This window comes from Streptomyces sp. NPDC058758 (assembly GCF_042746075.1).
Lineage (GTDB): Bacteria > Actinomycetota > Actinomycetes > Streptomycetales > Streptomycetaceae > Streptomyces.
In genome coordinates, this window is sequence record NZ_JBHYPS010000025.1 from 43,267 (window position 1) to 59,760 (window position 16,494).

15 protein-coding genes are annotated in these 16,494 nt (G+C 74.6%); 6 read left to right on the plus strand and 9 right to left on the minus strand.

Annotated elements, in window-relative coordinates:
• Window positions 1–2: 2 nt before the first annotated feature.
• From ACFW6A_RS25700 to ACFW6A_RS25710, 3 genes are read right to left on the minus strand one after another with little or no spacing between them, the layout of a single operon-like run.
• Complete coding sequence (locus tag ACFW6A_RS25700) at window positions 3–623, minus strand: TetR/AcrR family transcriptional regulator (RefSeq protein ID WP_386643233.1); 621 nt, start codon at window positions 621–623, stop codon at window positions 3–5.
• Entirely contained in the window at window positions 620–1,408 is a 789-nt protein-coding gene (locus tag ACFW6A_RS25705; protein WP_351846758.1) for an SDR family oxidoreductase, read from the minus strand. The genes ACFW6A_RS25700 and ACFW6A_RS25705 overlap by 4 nt, the downstream gene beginning before the upstream one ends.
• Window positions 1,405–2,571, minus strand: coding sequence for an acyl-CoA dehydrogenase family protein (locus ACFW6A_RS25710; RefSeq protein ID WP_386643237.1), 1,167 nt, complete (start codon window positions 2,569–2,571; stop codon window positions 1,405–1,407). Before ACFW6A_RS25710 ends, ACFW6A_RS25705 begins: the two co-directional genes overlap by 4 nt.
• A 45-nt stretch (window positions 2,572–2,616) precedes the next feature.
• On the opposite strand from ACFW6A_RS25710, the gene ACFW6A_RS25715 reads away from it, so the two are divergent.
• Genes ACFW6A_RS25715 through ACFW6A_RS25735 form a run of 5 tightly spaced genes read left to right on the plus strand, consistent with a single transcriptional unit; the run spans window position 2,617 to window position 8,083 of the window.
• A complete protein-coding gene (locus tag ACFW6A_RS25715) occupies window positions 2,617–3,474 on the plus strand; it encodes an enoyl-CoA hydratase (RefSeq protein WP_351846764.1) in 858 nt (285 codons plus the stop codon).
• The gene (locus ACFW6A_RS25720) at window positions 3,474–4,643 is read left to right on the plus strand and encodes an acyl-CoA dehydrogenase family protein (RefSeq protein ID WP_386643241.1); all 1,170 of its coding nucleotides are present in this window, start codon (window positions 3,474–3,476) and stop codon (window positions 4,641–4,643) included. The genes ACFW6A_RS25715 and ACFW6A_RS25720 overlap by 1 nt, the downstream gene beginning before the upstream one ends.
• Window positions 4,643–5,629, plus strand: coding sequence for an acyl-CoA dehydrogenase family protein (locus ACFW6A_RS25725; RefSeq protein WP_386643244.1), 987 nt, complete (start codon window positions 4,643–4,645; stop codon window positions 5,627–5,629). Before ACFW6A_RS25720 ends, ACFW6A_RS25725 begins: the two co-directional genes overlap by 1 nt.
• A gap of 28 nt (window positions 5,630–5,657) precedes the next feature.
• Entirely contained in the window at window positions 5,658–6,992 is a 1,335-nt protein-coding gene (locus ACFW6A_RS25730; protein WP_351846771.1) for an MFS transporter, read from the plus strand.
• Window positions 6,989–8,083: an acyl-CoA dehydrogenase family protein gene (locus tag ACFW6A_RS25735; RefSeq protein WP_351846773.1), complete on the plus strand. Its 1,095-nt coding sequence runs from the start codon at window positions 6,989–6,991 to the stop codon at window positions 8,081–8,083. Before ACFW6A_RS25730 ends, ACFW6A_RS25735 begins: the two co-directional genes overlap by 4 nt.
• Here ACFW6A_RS25735 and ACFW6A_RS25740 read toward each other — a convergent pair.
• From ACFW6A_RS25740 to ACFW6A_RS25765, 6 genes are all read right to left on the minus strand, one after another.
• On the minus strand, window positions 8,073–8,483 hold the full coding sequence (locus ACFW6A_RS25740) for a hypothetical protein (RefSeq protein ID WP_351846776.1): 411 nt from the start codon (window positions 8,481–8,483) through the stop codon (window positions 8,073–8,075). The two genes, ACFW6A_RS25735 and ACFW6A_RS25740, sit on opposite strands and share 11 nt — an antisense overlap.
• A gap of 83 nt (window positions 8,484–8,566) precedes the next feature.
• On the minus strand, window positions 8,567–9,565 hold the full coding sequence (gene gap / locus ACFW6A_RS25745; RefSeq protein ID WP_386485755.1) for a type I glyceraldehyde-3-phosphate dehydrogenase: 999 nt from the start codon (window positions 9,563–9,565) through the stop codon (window positions 8,567–8,569).
• 125 nt (window positions 9,566–9,690) lie between these two features.
• Window positions 9,691–10,647, minus strand: coding sequence for a helix-turn-helix domain-containing protein (locus ACFW6A_RS25750; RefSeq protein WP_351846781.1), 957 nt, complete (start codon window positions 10,645–10,647; stop codon window positions 9,691–9,693).
• A gap of 41 nt (window positions 10,648–10,688) precedes the next feature.
• On the minus strand, window positions 10,689–11,729 hold the full coding sequence (locus tag ACFW6A_RS25755; protein WP_351846784.1) for an NAD(P)-dependent alcohol dehydrogenase: 1,041 nt from the start codon (window positions 11,727–11,729) through the stop codon (window positions 10,689–10,691).
• A gap of 168 nt (window positions 11,730–11,897) precedes the next feature.
• Window positions 11,898–12,998: a C45 family peptidase gene (locus ACFW6A_RS25760; protein WP_351846786.1), complete on the minus strand. Its 1,101-nt coding sequence runs from the start codon at window positions 12,996–12,998 to the stop codon at window positions 11,898–11,900.
• A gap of 551 nt (window positions 12,999–13,549) precedes the next feature.
• Window positions 13,550–13,963, minus strand: coding sequence for a Fur family transcriptional regulator (locus ACFW6A_RS25765; protein ID WP_351846788.1), 414 nt, complete (start codon window positions 13,961–13,963; stop codon window positions 13,550–13,552).
• A gap of 265 nt (window positions 13,964–14,228) precedes the next feature.
• Here ACFW6A_RS25765 and katG point away from each other — a divergent pair, with 265 nt between their 5' ends.
• Complete coding sequence (katG, locus tag ACFW6A_RS25770) at window positions 14,229–16,454, plus strand: catalase/peroxidase HPI (RefSeq protein WP_351846791.1); 2,226 nt, start codon at window positions 14,229–14,231, stop codon at window positions 16,452–16,454.
• Window positions 16,455–16,494: the final 40 nt, after the last annotated feature.

Here is a 16,494-nt window from a genome sequence, read left to right on the forward strand (position 1 = left end):
GGTCACTCCTTGGTGGTGTGGTCGTGCGTCCGGTGGCTGTCGCGGAGGCCGACCCCCTCCAGCACCATGGACAGGTACTGGCGGGCGATCTCCTCCGGGCTGTGCTGTCCGCCCGGCCGGTACCAGGACGCGGCGACCCAGACGGTGTCGCGGACGAAGCGGTAGGTGAGCCGGACGTCGAGGTCGGTGCGGAAGTCCCCGGAGGCCACGCCGGACTCCAGGGTCCTGAGCCAGGCCCGTTCGAACCTCCGCTGGGCGTCGGCGAGGTAGCCGAAGCGCGGCTGGTCCGCCAGGTGCCGGGACTCCTTCTGGTAGATGGCGACGGCGGCGCGGTGCCGGTCGATCTCCCGGAACGATTCGGTGACGAGGGCCGCCAGGCTCTCCCGGGGGCGGAGCGCCGCGGCGAGCACGGTGTCGTAGCGGCTCCCCAGGTCGTCCAGGAAGCCGGAGAGGATCTCGTCGAGCATCGACTCCTTGGAGTCGAAGTGGTGGTAGAGGCTGCCGGCGAGCAGACCGGCGGCGTCCGCGATCTGCCGGACGGTGGTGGCGTCGTACCCCTGGGCGGCGAACACCCCGGCCGCCGTGTCCAGGATCTGGCGGCGCCGCCCGGGCGCCGGTCTCACGGGTGCTGGCTGCTGACCGAGAGGACCTCGCCGGTGAGGTAGGAGGAGTACCCGCTGGCGAGGAAGACGATCACGTTGGCCACCTCCCACGGCTCGGCGTACCGGCCGAAGGCCTCGCGGGAGGTGAGTTCCTCCAGGAGTTCGGGGGTGGTGACCTTCGCGAGGTGGGGGTGCATGGCGAGGGAGGGCGAGACGGCGTTGACCCGCACGCCGTACGCGGCGGCCTCCAGCGCGGCGCAGCGGGTGAGGGCCATGACGCCGGCCTTGGCGGCGGCGTAGTGGGCCTGGCCCTTCTGGGCGCGCCAGCCGACCACCGAGGCGTTGTTGACGAGGACGCCTCCGGTGCCGGCGGCCTTCATGCGGCGCAGGGCGGCGCGGGTGCAGCGGAAGGTGCCGTTGAGGGTGACGTCGAGGACCTTGTCCCATTGTTCGTCGGTCATGTCGACGAGGTCGGCGGTGCCGCCGAGTCCGGCGTTGTTCACGACGACGTCGAGCCGTCCGTGCCGTTCCTCGGCGAGGTCGAGGAGGGCCGCGACCTGGGTCTCGTCGGTGACGTCGCAGGGCAGGGAGGCGACCCGGTCGGCGCCGAACTCGGCGGCGAGCGCGGCCTCGGACTCCTTGAGGCGGCGGGCGTGGGCGTCGGAGAGGACGACCCGGGCGCCTTCCTCCAGGAGGCGGCGGGCGGTGGCGCCGCCGATGCCGGCGCCCGCGGCGGCGGTGACGACGGCGGTCCGTCCGGCGAGCAGTCCGTGGCCGGGGACGTAGGGGGGCGGGGTGCCGGTCACGGGCGGGCCTCCTTGGGCAGGCCGAGGACGCGCTCGGCGATGATGTTGCGCTGGATCTCGTTGGATCCGGCGTAGAGGGTGTCGGCGCGGGAGAAGAGGAAGAGCCGCTGCCAGTCGGTGAGGTCGTAGGGCTCCCCGGCGGCGAGCATGCCGTCGGCGCCGCAGACGTCCATGGCGAGTTCGCCGAGTTCGCGGTGCCAGGTGGCCCAGAAGATCTTGTTGATGGAGGCCTCGGGGCCGGGGGCGCCGGCGGCGACGCCGCCGAGCATCCGCAGGGCGTTGAAGCGGATGGTCTCCAGGCCGGTCCAGGCGCGGGCGATGCGGTCGCGGACGAGCGGGTCGTCGGCGGCGCCGTTGTGCCGGGCCAGGGCGATGACGGCTTCGAGTTCGCGCCGGAAGCCGACCTGCTGGCCGAGGGTGGAGACGCCGCGTTCGAAGCCGAGCGTGGCCATGGCGACCTTCCAGCCGTCCCCGGGCGCGCCGACGATGTGGGAGGCGTCGGTCGCGGCCCCGTCGAAGAACACCTCGTTGAACTCGGAGGTGCCGGTGAGCTGGACGATCGGCCGGATCTCGACGCCGGGGGCGTCCAGCGGGACGAGGAGGTAGGAGAGGCCGTGGTGGCGGGTGGAGCCGGGGTCGGTGCGGGCGACGACGAAGCACCAGTCGGCCTCGTGGGCGCCTGAGGTCCACACCTTCTGCCCCGTGACCACCCAGCGGTCGCCGTCCCGCTCGGCCCGGGTGCGGACGCCCGCGAGGTCGGAGCCGGCGTCCGGCTCGGAGTAGCCCTGGCACCACAGTTCGTCGACGGCGACGATCCGGGGCAGGAAGCGGGCCCGCTGGGCGGGGGTGCCGAAGGCGATGAGGGTGGGTCCGAGGAGCTGTTCGCCGATGTGGCCGACGCGCGCGGGGGCGTCGGCGAGGGCGTACTCCTCGTGGAAGGCGACCTGTTCCTCCAGGCTCGCGCCGCGGCCGCCGTACTCCTTCGGCCAGCCGACGCAGGTCCATCCGTGGGCGGCCATGTGCCGTTCCCAGGCGAGGCGTTCGGTGTGTGCCTCGTGTTCGCGTCCGGGGCCGCCGCGGCCCCGCAGGGACGCGAACTCGCCGGTGAGGTGGGCCCGCAGCCAGCCGCGGACCTCCCTGCGGAACTCCTCGACGTTGCTCATGGCGGTACGTTAACCTACCAAACACTTGTTAGGGAAGGAGGGCGGATGTCCGCTGCCCGCACCACGTCCACCGAGCCCGTCCGCTACGAACGGCGGGGCCCCGTCGCCGTCGTGACCATGGACCGGCCCGCGTACCGCAACGCACAGAACTCCGCGATGACCTACGCCCTCGACCGCGCCTTCTACCGCGCGGCCGGGGACGACGAGGTCAAGGTCGTCGTCCTCGCCGGGGCAGGCGAGCACTTCTCCGCCGGCCACGACATCGGCACCCCCGAACGCGACGCCCACCTGCCTTTCGAACGGAGGGCCGGCCTCTGGTGGGACCACTCGGACAAGGAGGGCGCCGAGAGCCGCTTCGCCCGCGAGTCCGAGGTCTACCTCGGCATGTGCCGCCGCTGGCGCGAACTGCCCAAGCCGGTCGTCGCCTCGGTGCAGGGCGCCTGCGTCGCCGGCGGCCTGATGCTCGCCTGGATCTGCGACCTCGTCGTCGCCTCCGAGGACGCCTTCTTCGCCGACCCGGTGGTCCGCATGGGCATCCCCGGCGTCGAGTACTTCGCCCACCCCTGGGTGATGCCGCCGCGCATCGCCAAGGAGTTCCTCTACACCGGCGACCGGATGAGCGCCCGCCGCGCGTACGAGGTCGGCATGGTCAACCGCGTCGTCCCCCGCGCCGAACTCGAGGCCAGGACCATGGAACTGGCCCACCGGATCGCCGAGATGCCCCGGATGGGCCTCGCGCTCACCAAGCGCGCCGTCAACCAGGCCGAGGACCTCCAGGGCCTGCACACCGGCATGGACGCGGTCTTCGGACTGCACCACCTCGCGCACGCGCACAACGCCGAGACCGCCCGCGACGCGCTCGGCGGCATGGACATCCACGCGATGAAGGCGGCCGGAGCCTGATGGACCTCGACTTCTCCCCCGCGGACGACGCCTTCCGGGCCGAGGCCCGCGCCTGGCTCGCCGACCGGGTGCCCCCCGCCCCCCTGCCCTCCCTGGAGACCGCCGAGGGCTTCGCCGCCCACCGCGCCTGGGAGGCAGAACTGGCCGCCGACCGCTGGTCGGTGGTCTCCTGGCCCGAGGAGTACGGCGGCCGGGGCTCCTCCGTGCTGCGCTGGCTGGTCTTCGAGGAGGAGTACTACGCCGCCGGCGCGCCCGGCCGGGTCAGCCAGAACGGCATCAACCTGCTGGCCCCCACCCTCTTCGAGCACGGCACCGACGAGCAGCGCGCCCGGATCCTGCCCCCGATGGCCTCCGGCGAGGTCATCTGGGCCCAGGCCTGGTCCGAGCCCGAGTCCGGCTCCGACCTCGCGAGCCTGCGCTCCACCGCCGTGCGCACCGACGGCGGCTGGCTGCTCCGGGGCCAGAAGACCTGGTCCTCCCGGGCCGCCTTCGCCGACCGCGCCTTCGGCCTCTTCCGCAGCGACCCGGGCGCGGACCGGCCGCACCGGGGCCTGACGTACCTCATGTTCCCGCTCGACGCGGCGGGCGTGACCGTGCGGCCCGTCGGGCGGCTCGACGGCAAGCCCGCCTTCGCCGAACTCTTCCTCGACGACGTGTTCGTCCCCGACGAGGACGTGATCGGCGCGCCCGGGGACGGCTGGCGGGTCGCCATGAGCACGGCGGGCAACGAACGCGGACTCACCCTGCGCAGCCCCGGCCGCTTCTCGGCCGCCGCCGACCGGCTCGCCGCCCTGTGGCGGGAACGCGCCGACCCCGCCGACACCGCCGTGCGCGACCGGGTCGCCGACGCCGTCATCGGCGCCGCCGCCTACCGGCTCTTCACCTACGCCAACGCCTCCCGGCTCGCCGCCGGCGGCTCCCTCGGCGCCGAGTCCAGCCTCAACAAGGTCTTCTGGTCCGAGCTGGACATCGCCCTGCACGAGACCGCCCTCGACCTCCTCGGGCCGTACGGGGAACTCTCCGACGAGGCCGCGGAGGCGCCCGCGCACGGCGGCTGGGCCGAGGGCCACACCTTCTCCCTGGCCGGGCCGATCTACGCCGGGACCAACGAGATCCAGCGCGACATCATCGCCGAGCGGCTGCTCGGCCTGCCGAAGGGACGCCGGTGATGCGGTTCCTGCTCGACGACGAACAGCGGGAGTTCGCCCGCACCCTGGACGCGATGCTGTCGGCGGCCGACACGCCCCGGGCCGTACGGGCCTGGGCGGCAGGCGACCGCGCCCCCGGCCTCGCGCTCTGGTCCCGGATCGCGGAGGCCGGCGTGTTCGCGCTGGCCGTGCCGGAGGCGTACGAGGGAATGGGCCCCCTCCCGGTGGAACTGACCGTGGCCTTCACCGAACTGGGCCGGCACGCCGTCCCCGGACCACTGGTCGAGACGGTCGCCGCGGCGGCCCTCCTGGACCGGCTCGGCGACGACGGCGCGGCCGCCGCCTGGCTGCCGCGCGTCGCGGCGGGCAAGGCGACCCTCTCCCTGGGCGTCCCCGCCCTCACCGGCCCCTACGCGCTGGACGCGGACGCGGCCGACGCCGTGCTGGTCGCCGAGGACGACACCGTGCGCCTCGCCGGCTCCGCCGGCCCGGTCCAGCCCTCGGCCGATCCGGCGCGCCGGCTGGCCCGCCCGGCCGGCGGCACCGTCCTGGCCCGCGGCCCCCGGGCGGCCGCCGCGGCCGCCCACGCCGCCGAGGTCGCGGCCCTCGCCACCGCCGCGCAGTCCCTGGGCCTCGGCCTGGCCCTGCTCGACCGGACGGTCGCCTACGTCCGGCAGCGCACCCAGTTCGGCGTGCCCATCGGCTCCTTCCAGGCCGTGAAGCACCGGCTGGCCGACACCCTGATCGCCCTGGAGTTCGCCCGGCCCCTGCTGCACGCCGCCGCCCTGGCCCTGGCCGAGCACGGCACGGCGCCGCGGGAGGTCGCCGCCGCCAAGGTCACCGCGGGCGAGGCCGCCCACGCCGCCGCCCGCACCGCCCTCCAGCTGCACGGAGCCGTCGGCTACACCGAGGAGCTGGACCTCTCCCTGTGGATCCGCAAGGCCCGCCCCCTGCGGGACGCCTGGGGCACCCCCGCCGCGTGCCGCGCCCGCGTCCTCGCCCCCTGACCGCCTCCCCACCGCACCCGGGAGCACCATGTCCGCCGCACCGTCCCCCGACCCGGCGCAGCTGCGCCGGGTGGCGCTGTCGAGCCTGCTCGGCACCGTCATCGAGTACTACGACTTCCTGCTCTACGGCACGATGGCGGCGCTCGCCTTCGGCCCGCTGTTCTTCCCCGGCGACGACCCGGTCACCGGCACCATCGCCGCCTTCGGGACCCTGGCCGCCGGCTATGTGGCCCGGCCGCTCGGCGGCGCCGTCTTCGGGCACTTCGGCGACCGGCTCGGCCGCAGGTCCATGCTGGTCCTCACGATGGTGCTCATGGGCCTGGCCAGCTTCCTCATCGGCGTGCTGCCCACGTACGAGACCATCGGCGTCGCCGCCCCCGTCCTCCTCGTGCTGTTCCGCGTGGTGCAGGGCGTCGCCATCGGCGGCGAGTGGGCGGGCGCGACCCTGATGGTCGTGGAGCACGCCGACCCGCGCCGGCGCGGGCTGTGGAGCGGCCTGATGCAGATGGGCTCCCCGCTGGGCTTCCTGCTCTCCACCGTCGCCGTCGCCCTGGTGTCCCTGCTGCCCCGCGCCGCCTTCCTGGAGTGGGGCTGGCGGCTCCCCTTCCTGTTCAGCGCCGTGCTCCTCGCCGTCGGCCTGTACGTCCGGCTCTCGGTGACGGAGAGCCCGCTCTTCCGGCAGGCGGCCGGGAAGGGCCCCGGGGGCGCTCCCCTGGCCCGGGTGCTGCGCGGGCCCCGCACCCTGCTCCTCGCCTGCGGCGTGGGCATCGGCCCCTTCGCGCTGACCGCGCTGATCAGCACGTACATGCTCAGCTACGCCACGGGGATCGGGTACGCGACCTCGGAGGTGATGACCGGTCTGGTCTTCACCTCGCTCGCCGGGCTCGTCTCCATCCCGCTGTTCTCCGCGCTCTCCGACCGCGTCGGACGCCGGGCCGTGGTGCTCGGCGGGGCGGCGGGCGCGGTGGTGCTGGCCTTCCCCGTGTACGCCCTCGTCGACACGAGGGTGCCCGCGCTGCTGGTGGCGGGCATGGTCCTCGGGCAGGTCGTGCAGTCGGCGATGTACGCGCCGCTCGGGCCGCTGCTGTCGGAGCTGTTCGGCACCCGGGTCCGCTACACCGGCGCCTCGCTCGGCTACCAGCTCGCCGCCCTCGTCGGCGGCGGCTTCACCCCGCTGCTGGCCGGCGCTCTGCTCGCGGACCGCGCCGGCAGCGCGCCCCTCGCGCTCCTCGCCGTCGTCTGCGGCCTGGTGACGGCGCTCGCCATCTGGCGCACCGCCGAGACCAGGGGCCGCGACCTCTCCGGGGAGGACCCCTCCCGGACCCCCACCGCACCTGTCGCAGAGAAGGGAGCAGAGGCATGAGGTTCACCGAGGAGCAGGAGGAACTGCGCGCCGCCGTGCGGCAGTTGCTCGGACACCACGCCGGGGAGGCGGCCTGGCGGCCGCTGGCCGAGCAGATCGGCGTCGCGGGGCTCGCCGTCCCCGAGGAGTACGGCGGCGCCGGCTGCGGGGCGGTGGAGGTGCACGTCGTGATGGAGGAGCTGGGGCGCGCGCTGAGCCCCGTCCCGTACCTCGGCTCCGCCGTGCTGGCCGTGCAGGCGCTGCTGGCCGCCGGCGCCGCCGAGGAGTGCGCCGCGCTGCTGCCCGGCCTCGTCTCGGGCGGCGCGACGGCGGCCCTCGCCTGGGCCGAGGCCGGCTCCTGGGACCCGGAGGCGATACGGGCCGAGGCCGTCGCCGGGCCCGGCGGCGGCTGGCTGCTCACCGGGGTGAAGGAGCACGTCCTCGACGGGGCGCGCGCCGGGACGCTGCTGGTCGCCGCGCGCACCGGCGCGGGGGTGTCGCTCTTCGCGGTGGCCGGCGACGCGCCCGGGGTCGGCCGCGAGGAGACGGTCCCGATGGACGCCACCCGGGCGCAGGCGCGGGTGGTGCTCGCCGGGGCGGCGGGCCGGCTGGTCGGGACGGACGGCGACGGCGGGCGGGTGCTGCGGCACGTCCTCGACCTGGCCTGTACGGCGCTCGCCGCGGAGCAGGTCGGCGCCGCCGCGCGCTGCCTCGAACTGACGGTGGCGTACGCCGGGGAACGGGTGCAGTTCGGGCGCCCGATCGGCTCCTTCCAGGCGGTGAAGCACCGGCTCGCGGACGCCTACGTCCTGGTCGAGTCGGCCCGCTCCGCCGCGCTGGGCGCCGCCTCCGCCGCCGCGGACGGCGCCCGGGGGCCGGAGCTGACCCGGCTCGCGGCCTGTGCCAAGTCGGTCTGCTCGGAGGCCTTCTCCGAGGTGGCGGGCGAGATGATCCAGCTGCACGGCGGGATCGGCATCACCTGGGAGCACGACGCCCACCGGTACTTCAAGCGGGCGCACGGCTCGTCGCGGCTCTTCGGCCCGCCGCACTGGCACCGCGCCCGGCTCGCCGCCACGCTCGGGCTGCCCGGTCCGGTGTCCGTCAGCCGGTGACGGAGAAGAGGTACCCCTCGGGCAGCAGGTCGGCGGGCACGCCGTGCCGGCGCAGCCGGTCGCCGAGGAGGCCGAAGAAGGTGGCGGGCTTCGAGTGGACGCCCAGTTCGCCGGGGTCCGAGCCGCAGTGGTCGATGATGTGCTGGAGCGCCTGGGCGTACGCCTTCCCGGCGTACTCCCCCGGCGCGTCGGCGCGGCCCTCGATCAGGTGCTCCAGCGCTTCGGGGACGGTCAGGCCCCGGTCGAGGCCCTGCCGGTCCAGCTCGCGCTGGGTCGCCGCCGCACGCTCGCGCATCATGCCGAGCACGCGCCGCTGTTCGCCGGTGAGGCGGTCCGCCGCTCCGAGGCGGGCGACGGCCTCGGAGCGGTCGCCGGTGGTGTACGAGATGACTCGGCTCATGATCGGCATGCTGCCACCCGGCACCGACGACGCCCCCTCGGCCGGAGCCGAGGGGGCGTCGCGCGGGGTGCGGTGACGGGAGGTCAGCTCGCGGCGAGCAGCTCCAGCGTGTCGATGACGCGGTTGGAGAAGCCCCACTCGTTGTCGTACCAGGCGACGACCTTGACGTGGCGGCCGTCGACGCGGGTGAGGGCGGCGTCGAAGATGGAGGAGTGCGGGTTGCCGGTGATGTCGGAGGAGACCAGCTCGTCCTCCGAGTACTCCAGGACGCCGGCGAGCTTGCCCTCGGCGGCCGTGCGGTAGGCGTCGAGGATCTGCTCGCGGGTGACCTCGCGGGAGACGGTCGTGTTGAGCTCGACGATCGAGCCGACCGGCACGGGCACGCGGATCGAGTCGCCGGAGAGCTTGCCGTCGAGCTGCGGCAGGACCAGGCCGATGGCCTTGGCGGCGCCGGTGCTGGTGGGGACGATGTTGACGGCGGCGTTGCGGGCGCGGCGGGCGTCGCGGTGCGGGCCGTCCTGGAGGTTCTGCTCCTGGGTGTAGGCGTGCACGGTCGTCATGAAGCCGTGCTCGATGCCGGCCAGCTCGTCGAGGACGGCGGCGAGCGGCGCGAGCGCGTTGGTGGTGCAGGAGGCGTTGGAGACGATCGTGTGCAGCTCGGCGTCGTACGTGTCGCTGTTCACGCCGTAGGCGAGGGTGACGTCGGCGCCGTCGGAGGGGGCGCTGACCAGGACGCGCTTGGCGCCGGCGTCGAGGTGGAGGCGGGCGTCCTTGGCGCTGGTGAAGCGGCCGGTGGCCTCCAGGACGATGTCCACGCCCAGCTCGGCCCAGGGGAGCTTGGCCGGCTCGCGCTCGGCGAGGACCTTGATGCGGCGGCCGTCCACCACGAGCGTGTCGCCGTCGACGGAGACCGGGCGGCCGAGGCGGCCGGAGGTGGAGTCGAAAGCGAGGAGACGGGCCAGCGCCTTCGGCTCGGTCAGGTCGTTGACGGCCACGACCTCCAGCGTGGTGTCCCGCTCCAGGAGGGCGCGGAGCACGTTGCGGCCGATGCGACCGAAACCGTTGATGGCGATGCGAGTCATGAGTGGTGTCCCTTCCGTTTTCTCGCCACCCAGCCTCGCTCTCCGGCGCCGCTCGCGGCAGGGGCGAGATCGCCATGGTCCGCAAGGATCGTGCCAAGATCCTGGCTCTGGGTGCCCGGCGGTGCTCAGTCGCCCCGGGTGAAGGTGCGCCGGTAGTCGCTCGGGGTGGTGCCGAGGATGCGCTGGAAGTGCATCCTCAGGTTGGCGCCGGTGCCGAGGCCGGTCTCCGCGGCGATCTGCTCGACGCCGAGTTCGGAGCGTTCGAGCAGTTCGCGGGCCCGGTCGACGCGGGCCCGCAGCAGCCACTGCATGGGGGTGTAGCCGGTCTCCTCGACGAAGCGGCGGGAGAAGGTGCGGGGCGAGACGGCGGCGTGGCGGGCGAGGACGTCGAGCGTGAGGGGTTCGTCGAGGTGGTGCAGGACCCATTCGCGGGTGGCGGCGAAGCGCTCGCCGTGGGGGTCGGGGACGCTGCGGGGCACGTACTGGGCCTGGCCGCCGCTGCGGTAGGGGGCGGCGACCAGGCGGCGGGCGGCGTGGTTGGCGGCCCCGACACCGAGGTCGCCGCGGAGGATGTGGAGGCAGAGGTCGATGCCGGAGGCGGCGCCCGCGGAGGTGAGGACGCTGCCCTCGTCGACGAAGAGGACGTTCTCGTCCACCCGCACCAGGGGCCGCTTCTCGGCGAGGGCGCGCGCGTAGTGCCAGTGCGTGGTGGCCCGCCGGCCGTCGAGGAGGCCGGTGGCGGCGAGCGCGAAGGCGCCGGTGGAGATGGCGGCGAGCCGCGCCCCGCGCGCGTGGGCGGCGATCAGGGCCTCGACGACGGCCGGCGGCGGGTCCTCCCGGTCGGGGAAGCGGTAGCCGGGGACGAAGACGATGTCGGCCCAGGCGAGGGCGTCGAGCCCGTGGTCCACGTTGTACGACAGCCCGTCGCCGCCGGCGACGAGGCCCGGGGTGGCGCCGCAGACGCGCACCTCGTAGGGCATGCTCGCGCGGGTCGTGAAGACCTGGGCGGGGATGCCGACGTCGAGGGGTTTGGCGCCTTCGAGGACGAGGACGGCGACGCGGTACAGACGGGTGGGTGGCACGTCACGAGCCTACGCGGCGCCGGTTCCCCGCCCTGCGGGGCTCAGCCGTTCGGGAGGATCACCGCGCGGCCGTCGATCCGGCCCGCGTGCAGCCGCTCGTAGGCCTCGGGGCCCTCGTCCAGGCCGTAGGTCTCGACGTGCACGTCGACGGCGCCGGCGCGGGCCAGGTCGAGCACCTCGATGAGTTCGGCGCGGGTGCCCCAGTAGGGGGAGGCGACGCTCACCTCGTACGGGAGGGCGCCGAAGCCGACGGGGAGGGTGCCGCCGCCGAGGCCGACGATGGTGACGTCGCCCTCGACGGCGGCCATGGCCCCGGCGGAGGCGGTGGTGGGCGGCGCTCCGACGAAGTCGAGGACGACCTCGGCGCCGCGCCCGCCGGTGAGGTCGCGGACGGCGGCGGGGGCGGAGGCGTCGGACAGGACGGTCTCGTGGGCGCCGACGGCCCGGGCGAGGGCGAGCTTCTCCTCGGTGACGTCGAGGGCGACGACCCGGGCGGCGGTCATGGCGCGCAGCAGCTGGACGGCGACGTGGCCGAGGCCGCCGGTGCCGATGACGACGGCGGTGGAGCCGGGGACGAGCTTCGGCAGCGAGCGCTTGATCGCGTGGTACGGGGTGAGGCCGGCGTCCGTCAGCGGCACCGCCTTCACCGGGTCGAGGCCGTCCAGCGGGACGAGGTGGCGGGGGCTGTCGACGAGCAGGTACTCGGCGATGGCCCCGGGCGCGCCGAGGCCGGGCGGGCGGATGCCGAGTTCGGCGGCGCGCAGGCAGTAGTTCTCCTTGCCCTGGGCGCACATGAAGCAGTTCCCGCAGCCCCAGGGGCCGTAGACGGCGACGGCGTCGCCCTCGGCGAGGCCGGTGACGCCGTCGCCGAGGGCCGCGACGGTGCCGACGCCCTCGTGGCCGAGGGTGAGGGGGAGCGGGAAGGGCAGCTGTTCGGCGGGCCAGCTCATGACGGCGATGTCGGAGTGGCAGACGCCGGCGGCGGTGACGCGGAGGAGGACCTGCCCGGGGCCGGGCTCCGGGTCGGGGACGGTGACGACTTCGGGGGCGGCACCCACGGTGCGGTACTGCAGGGCCTTCATGGCGCTTTCCTTTCCGGCGTCGCTGGGGCGCCTCGGCCGCGGGGCGGGCGGGCACGCCTTCTCCAGGGTGCGGCCGGACCGCCGCACGCGCGCGGTGGTCCCCGCCCGGCGGATATAGATGCAATCTACACCCATTTGCCGGACGGGTGCCGGTCCCCCGTCGCCCGGTCAGGCGCGCAGCGTGTACCAGGGGCGGTCGGCGTGCTCGGCCGGGGTCCCGTCGAGGATCCGCGCGGTGCGGGCGGCCGGGTCCAGGAGGACGGTCGCGAGGCTCGCCCAGCGACGGCCGAGCGGGGCCTGCGGGTCGGGCACGCAGCTGACGGGCGGCTCACCGGGGCCGGTCACGAGGAGCCGCAGCAGCTCGTCGTGGGTGGAGCCGGGCTCGCGGGCCAGGCGGTCGCGGAGGAAGTCGTACCGCTCGCCGGAGTCGGGCTGGTAGAGCCAGGACTTCTCACCGCGGGCGGGTTCCGGACTCAGGAAGTGGTTGGTGCGCAGATGGGTGGCGCCGGCGACCGGCGGCACCTCGAAGACGCCCTCGGGGCTGAGGTCGAGCAGGACGGACCGCCGCTCGTCGAAGAGGAGGAGGGAGCCGGAGGAGGCGAGCGGGGCGGAGCGGACCAGCTCGACGGCGTGGTCGGCGTCGCCGGCCTCCTCCAGGACGAGGGCGGCGAGGACGTGCACCGGGAGGCCGCCGGCGCGGTCGTCCCGGTGGCCGAGGATGTTGAAGTGGAGGGCGAGGCCGGCGCTGTTGACGCCGATCTTCGCGAGGATGCCGTGCTCGGTGAGGCCGACGTAGCGGTGGGCCCCGCCCGCGGCGTCGACGGTGTGCCAGGAGGAGCCGAGCTCGACGTGCCAGTCCCAGGTCTGGACGCCCAGATGGGTGGTGCCGCCGCCAGGGGCGGGCACGCGGCGGACGACCGTGGAGCACTCGCCGGGCGGGACGGCGCGGCTGCGGGCGAGGATCTCGGTACGGGCGTTGAGCGCGGCGATCCGCCGGAGCGGGACGCCGGCCCCCTCCGCGACGCCCTCGATCTGCTCGCGCAGGGCGGGCCGGAAGGCGTCGATCGCGTCGAGGGCGCGGCGGGCGTCGTCCCGGACGACCGCCTCGGATATCCCCGCGAGGGCGAAGAGCCGGTCGTAGACGTCGAGGGCGGCGTGCAGCCCCTCGGCGAGCCGGGCCCCCCGCAGCCGCCCCCGCTCGCGCGGGTCGGCGGCGTCGACGGCCACGTGGAGCCGGCGTTCGGGGCGGGGGAAGGCGGTGAGGGACATGGGCGGGCACTTCCTGGACGGGCGGCGGGGACGCTTTATTGGGCATACGACCAATAGCATGTGCGGCTCATCCAACAACGGGGGCGCACGACCGTCAAGCCCGCCCCTCCCCCGGTCCGGACGGCCCGCCGGGAGGACAGCGACGGCGGGGGCGGGGTGGGGGACGGGAAGCGACCGCCGGAGCGGGCAGCAGAAAGCGGCCGCCGGGGCGGGAAGCGGGGAGCGGGGGCGAGGGGCGGGCCACGGACAGGCGCAGCCGCCACGGGCGTGCCGGCCCGGGGCGAGTGACGGCGCGGCGCCCCGCGCCCCGTGCCCCGGCGGCGCGGTACGACCGGAGGGCCGCACCGGACCCCTCCGGGGCGCCGCGGCACGACCGCACGCCGAAACACCCCTCGGCGCGGGCTCCATGGCGGGGGGCCGGGGCTCGGCCGGGGGGGCCGGGGCTCGGCCGGGGGGGGGCCGGGGGGCCGGGGCTCGGCCGGGGTCCACAGGGGCACCCGCTCACGCCCCTCGGGAAGCGAGGGGGGCACCGGGCGCCGGAGCCCGGGGGGTCAGGCCGCGCAGGACGGGCAGCGGCCCCGGTAGGTGACGTCGGCCTTGGAGACGGTGAAGCCGTAGCGCTCGGAGTCGGGGAGGGCGGACAGCGGGTCGCCGGTGAGGCGGACGTCGCGGATGGTGCCGCACTCCGTGCAGACCAGGTGCTGGTGGGGGTGACGGGCGTTGGGGTCGTACCGCTTCGCGCGCCCGTCGGTGGAGAGTTCCACCACCTCGCCGAGGGAGACCAGTTCGCCCAGGGTGTTGTAGACGGTCGCCCGGGCGATCTCGGGCAGTCGCTCCACGGCACGGGCGTGCACCTCGTCGGCGGTGAGGTGCACGTGCTCGCCGTCGAGGACCTCCGCGACGACGCGCCGCTGCGACGTCATCCGCCACCCTCGGGCGCGCAGCCGCTCCAGCAGGTCACTCATAGGGGGCCTACCTGTTCCTTCCCGGCGAAGACCGGGGCCGCGGAGTGCCATGACCCCGGACCCGCCGTCTCCACTTTGGCGTTGTTCTTGACTTGGACTTAGTCCATTGTAGGATCAGTTTTGTTGATGGCCAAGGGACAGGAAGAGTCCGGCACGGCGGGAGACGAGGGCGTGACGTACCGCTTCCGGGGAGAAACCCCGAGCGGTGCCTCTTGTCGGGTCTCCGTGTCCGCGACCTTCCCGCGCGTGTCCGGAAGGAATACCCATGTCTGAGAACCTCGATGCACCCGGCGGCGACGTGAAGGCCGAGGGCGCCGGCGGCTGCCCCGTCGCCCACGGGCGTGCCGCACACCCCACCCAGAGCGGCGGCAACGCCCAGTGGTGGCCGAACCGGCTCAACCTGCGGATCCTGGCCAAGAACCCGGCCGTGGGCAACCCGCTCGGCGCGGACTTCGACTACGCCGAGGCGTTCAAGGCGCTCGACCTCGCCGCCGTGAAGCGGGACATCGCCGAGGTCCTCACCACCTCGCAGGACTGGTGGCCGGCCGACTTCGGGCACTACGGCCCCTTCATGATCCGCATGGCCTGGCACAGCGCGGGCACCTACCGCATCAGCGACGGCCGCGGCGGCGCCGGCGCCGGCCAGCAGCGCTTCGCCCCGCTCAACAGCTGGCCGGACAACGGCAACCTGGACAAGGCCCGCCGTCTGCTGTGGCCGGTGAAGAAGAAGTACGGCCAGAGCATCTCCTGGGCCGACCTCATGATCCTCACCGGCAACGTGGCCCTGGAGTCGATGGGCTTCGAGACCTTCGGCTTCGCCGGCGGCCGCGAGGACGTGTGGGAGGCGGACGAGGACGTCTACTGGGGCCCCGAGACCACCTGGCTCGGCGACGAGCGCTACTCGGGCGACCGCGAGCTGGAGGAGCCCCTCGGCGCCGTCCAGATGGGCCTCATCTACGTCAACCCCGAGGGCCCCAACGGCAACCCGGACCCGGTCGCCGCCGCCCGCGACATCCGCGAGACCTTCCGCCGGATGGCGATGAACGACGAGGAGACCGTCGCCCTCATCGCCGGCGGCCACACCTTCGGCAAGGCGCACGGCGCCGGCCCCGCCGACAACGTCGGCGCGGACCCGGAGGCGGCCCCGATCGAGGCGCAGGGCTTCGGCTGGGCGAGCAGCTACCGCTCCGGCAAGGGCCCCGACGCCATCACCTCCGGCCTGGAGGTCACCTGGACCACCACGCCCGCGCAGTGGGGCCACGACTTCTTCAAGCACCTCTTCGAGTACGACTACGAGCTGTCCAAGAGCCCGGCCGGCGCCCACCAGTGGGTCGCCAAGAACGCCGAGGCGATCATCCCGGACGCGTACGACCCGGAGAAGAAGCACCTCCCGACCATGCTCACCACGGACCTGTCGCTCCGCTTCGACCCGGTCTACGAGCAGATCTCCCGCCGCTTCTACGAGCACCCCGAGCAGTTCGCCGACGCCTTCGCCCGCGCCTGGTACAAGCTCACCCACCGTGACATGGGCCCGGTCGTCCGCTACCTCGGCTCCGAGGTCCCGTCGGAGGAGCTGATCTGGCAGGACCCGCTGCCGGCCCGCACCCACGAGCTGGTCGACGCGGCCGACGTCGCCTCCCTCAAGGAGCAGATCCTCGCCTCGGACCTGACGGTCGCCCAGCTCGTCGGCGCCGCCTGGGCCTCGGCCTCCTCCTTCCGCGGCAGCGACAAGCGCGGCGGCGCCAACGGCGGCCGCATCCGCCTGGAGCCGCAGCGCGGCTGGCAGGTCAACAACCCCGAGGACCTCTCCCAGGTCCTGCGCGTCCTGGAGGGCGTCCAGGAGTCCTTCAACGCCGGCCGCACCGACGGCAAGCAGGTCTCCCTCGCCGACCTCGTGGTCCTCGCGGGCTCCGCGGCCGTCGAGAAGGCCGCCGCCGACGCCGGCCAGGCCGTCGAGGTGCCCTTCACCCCGGGCCGCGTGGACGCCTCCCAGGAGCAGACGGACATCGAGTCCTTCGCCGCCCTGGAGCCGCAGGCGGACGGCTTCCGCAACTACCTCGGCAAGGGCGTCCGCCTCCCCGCCGAGTACCTGCTGATCGACCGCGCCAACCTGCTCACCGTCAGCGCCCCCGAGCTGACCGTCCTCGTCGGCGGCCTGCGCGTCCTGGGCATCACCCAGCCGCAGACCTCCCTCGGTGTCCTCACCGCGACCCCCGGCACGCTGACGAACGACTTCTTCGTCAACCTGCTGGACCTGGGCACCACCTGGTCGGCGACCTCCGGCGACGCGAACACCTTCGAGGGCCGCGACGACGCGACCGGCGAGGTCAAGTGGACCGGCACCCGCGCCGACCTGGTCTTCGGCTCGAACTCGGAGCTGCGCGCCCTCGCCGAGGTCTACGCGAGCGACGACGCCAAGGAGAAGTTCGTGACGGACTTCGTCGCGGCCTGGACCAAGGTCATGGACCTGGACCGCTTCGACCTGCGCTGAGCCCACCGCGAACCCGCCGGGGGCCGGCCCCCGGAACACC

Excerpts from the sequence above, each read along its gene's own strand:
- ACFW6A_RS25710 (WP_386643237.1), bottom strand. The coding sequence starts at position 2,571 with ATGAGCAACGTCGAGGAGTTCCGCAGGGAGGTCCGCGGCTGGCTGCGG.
- ACFW6A_RS25715 (WP_351846764.1), top strand. The coding sequence starts at position 2,617 with ATGTCCGCTGCCCGCACCACGTCCACCGAGCCCGTCCGCTACGAACGG.
- ACFW6A_RS25720 (WP_386643241.1), top strand. The coding sequence starts at position 3,474 with ATGGACCTCGACTTCTCCCCCGCGGACGACGCCTTCCGGGCCGAGGCC.
- ACFW6A_RS25725 (WP_386643244.1), top strand. The coding sequence starts at position 4,643 with ATGCGGTTCCTGCTCGACGACGAACAGCGGGAGTTCGCCCGCACCCTG.
- ACFW6A_RS25730 (WP_351846771.1), top strand. The coding sequence starts at position 5,658 with ATGTCCGCCGCACCGTCCCCCGACCCGGCGCAGCTGCGCCGGGTGGCG.
- ACFW6A_RS25735 (WP_351846773.1), top strand. The coding sequence starts at position 6,989 with ATGAGGTTCACCGAGGAGCAGGAGGAACTGCGCGCCGCCGTGCGGCAG.
- ACFW6A_RS25740 (WP_351846776.1), bottom strand. The coding sequence starts at position 8,483 with ATGAGCCGAGTCATCTCGTACACCACCGGCGACCGCTCCGAGGCCGTC.
- gap (WP_386485755.1), bottom strand. The coding sequence starts at position 9,565 with ATGACTCGCATCGCCATCAACGGTTTCGGTCGCATCGGCCGCAACGTG.
- ACFW6A_RS25755 (WP_351846784.1), bottom strand. The coding sequence starts at position 11,729 with ATGAAGGCCCTGCAGTACCGCACCGTGGGTGCCGCCCCCGAAGTCGTC.
- ACFW6A_RS25760 (WP_351846786.1), bottom strand. The coding sequence starts at position 12,998 with ATGTCCCTCACCGCCTTCCCCCGCCCCGAACGCCGGCTCCACGTGGCC.
- ACFW6A_RS25765 (WP_351846788.1), bottom strand. The coding sequence starts at position 13,963 with ATGAGTGACCTGCTGGAGCGGCTGCGCGCCCGAGGGTGGCGGATGACG.
- katG (WP_351846791.1), top strand. The coding sequence starts at position 14,229 with ATGTCTGAGAACCTCGATGCACCCGGCGGCGACGTGAAGGCCGAGGGC.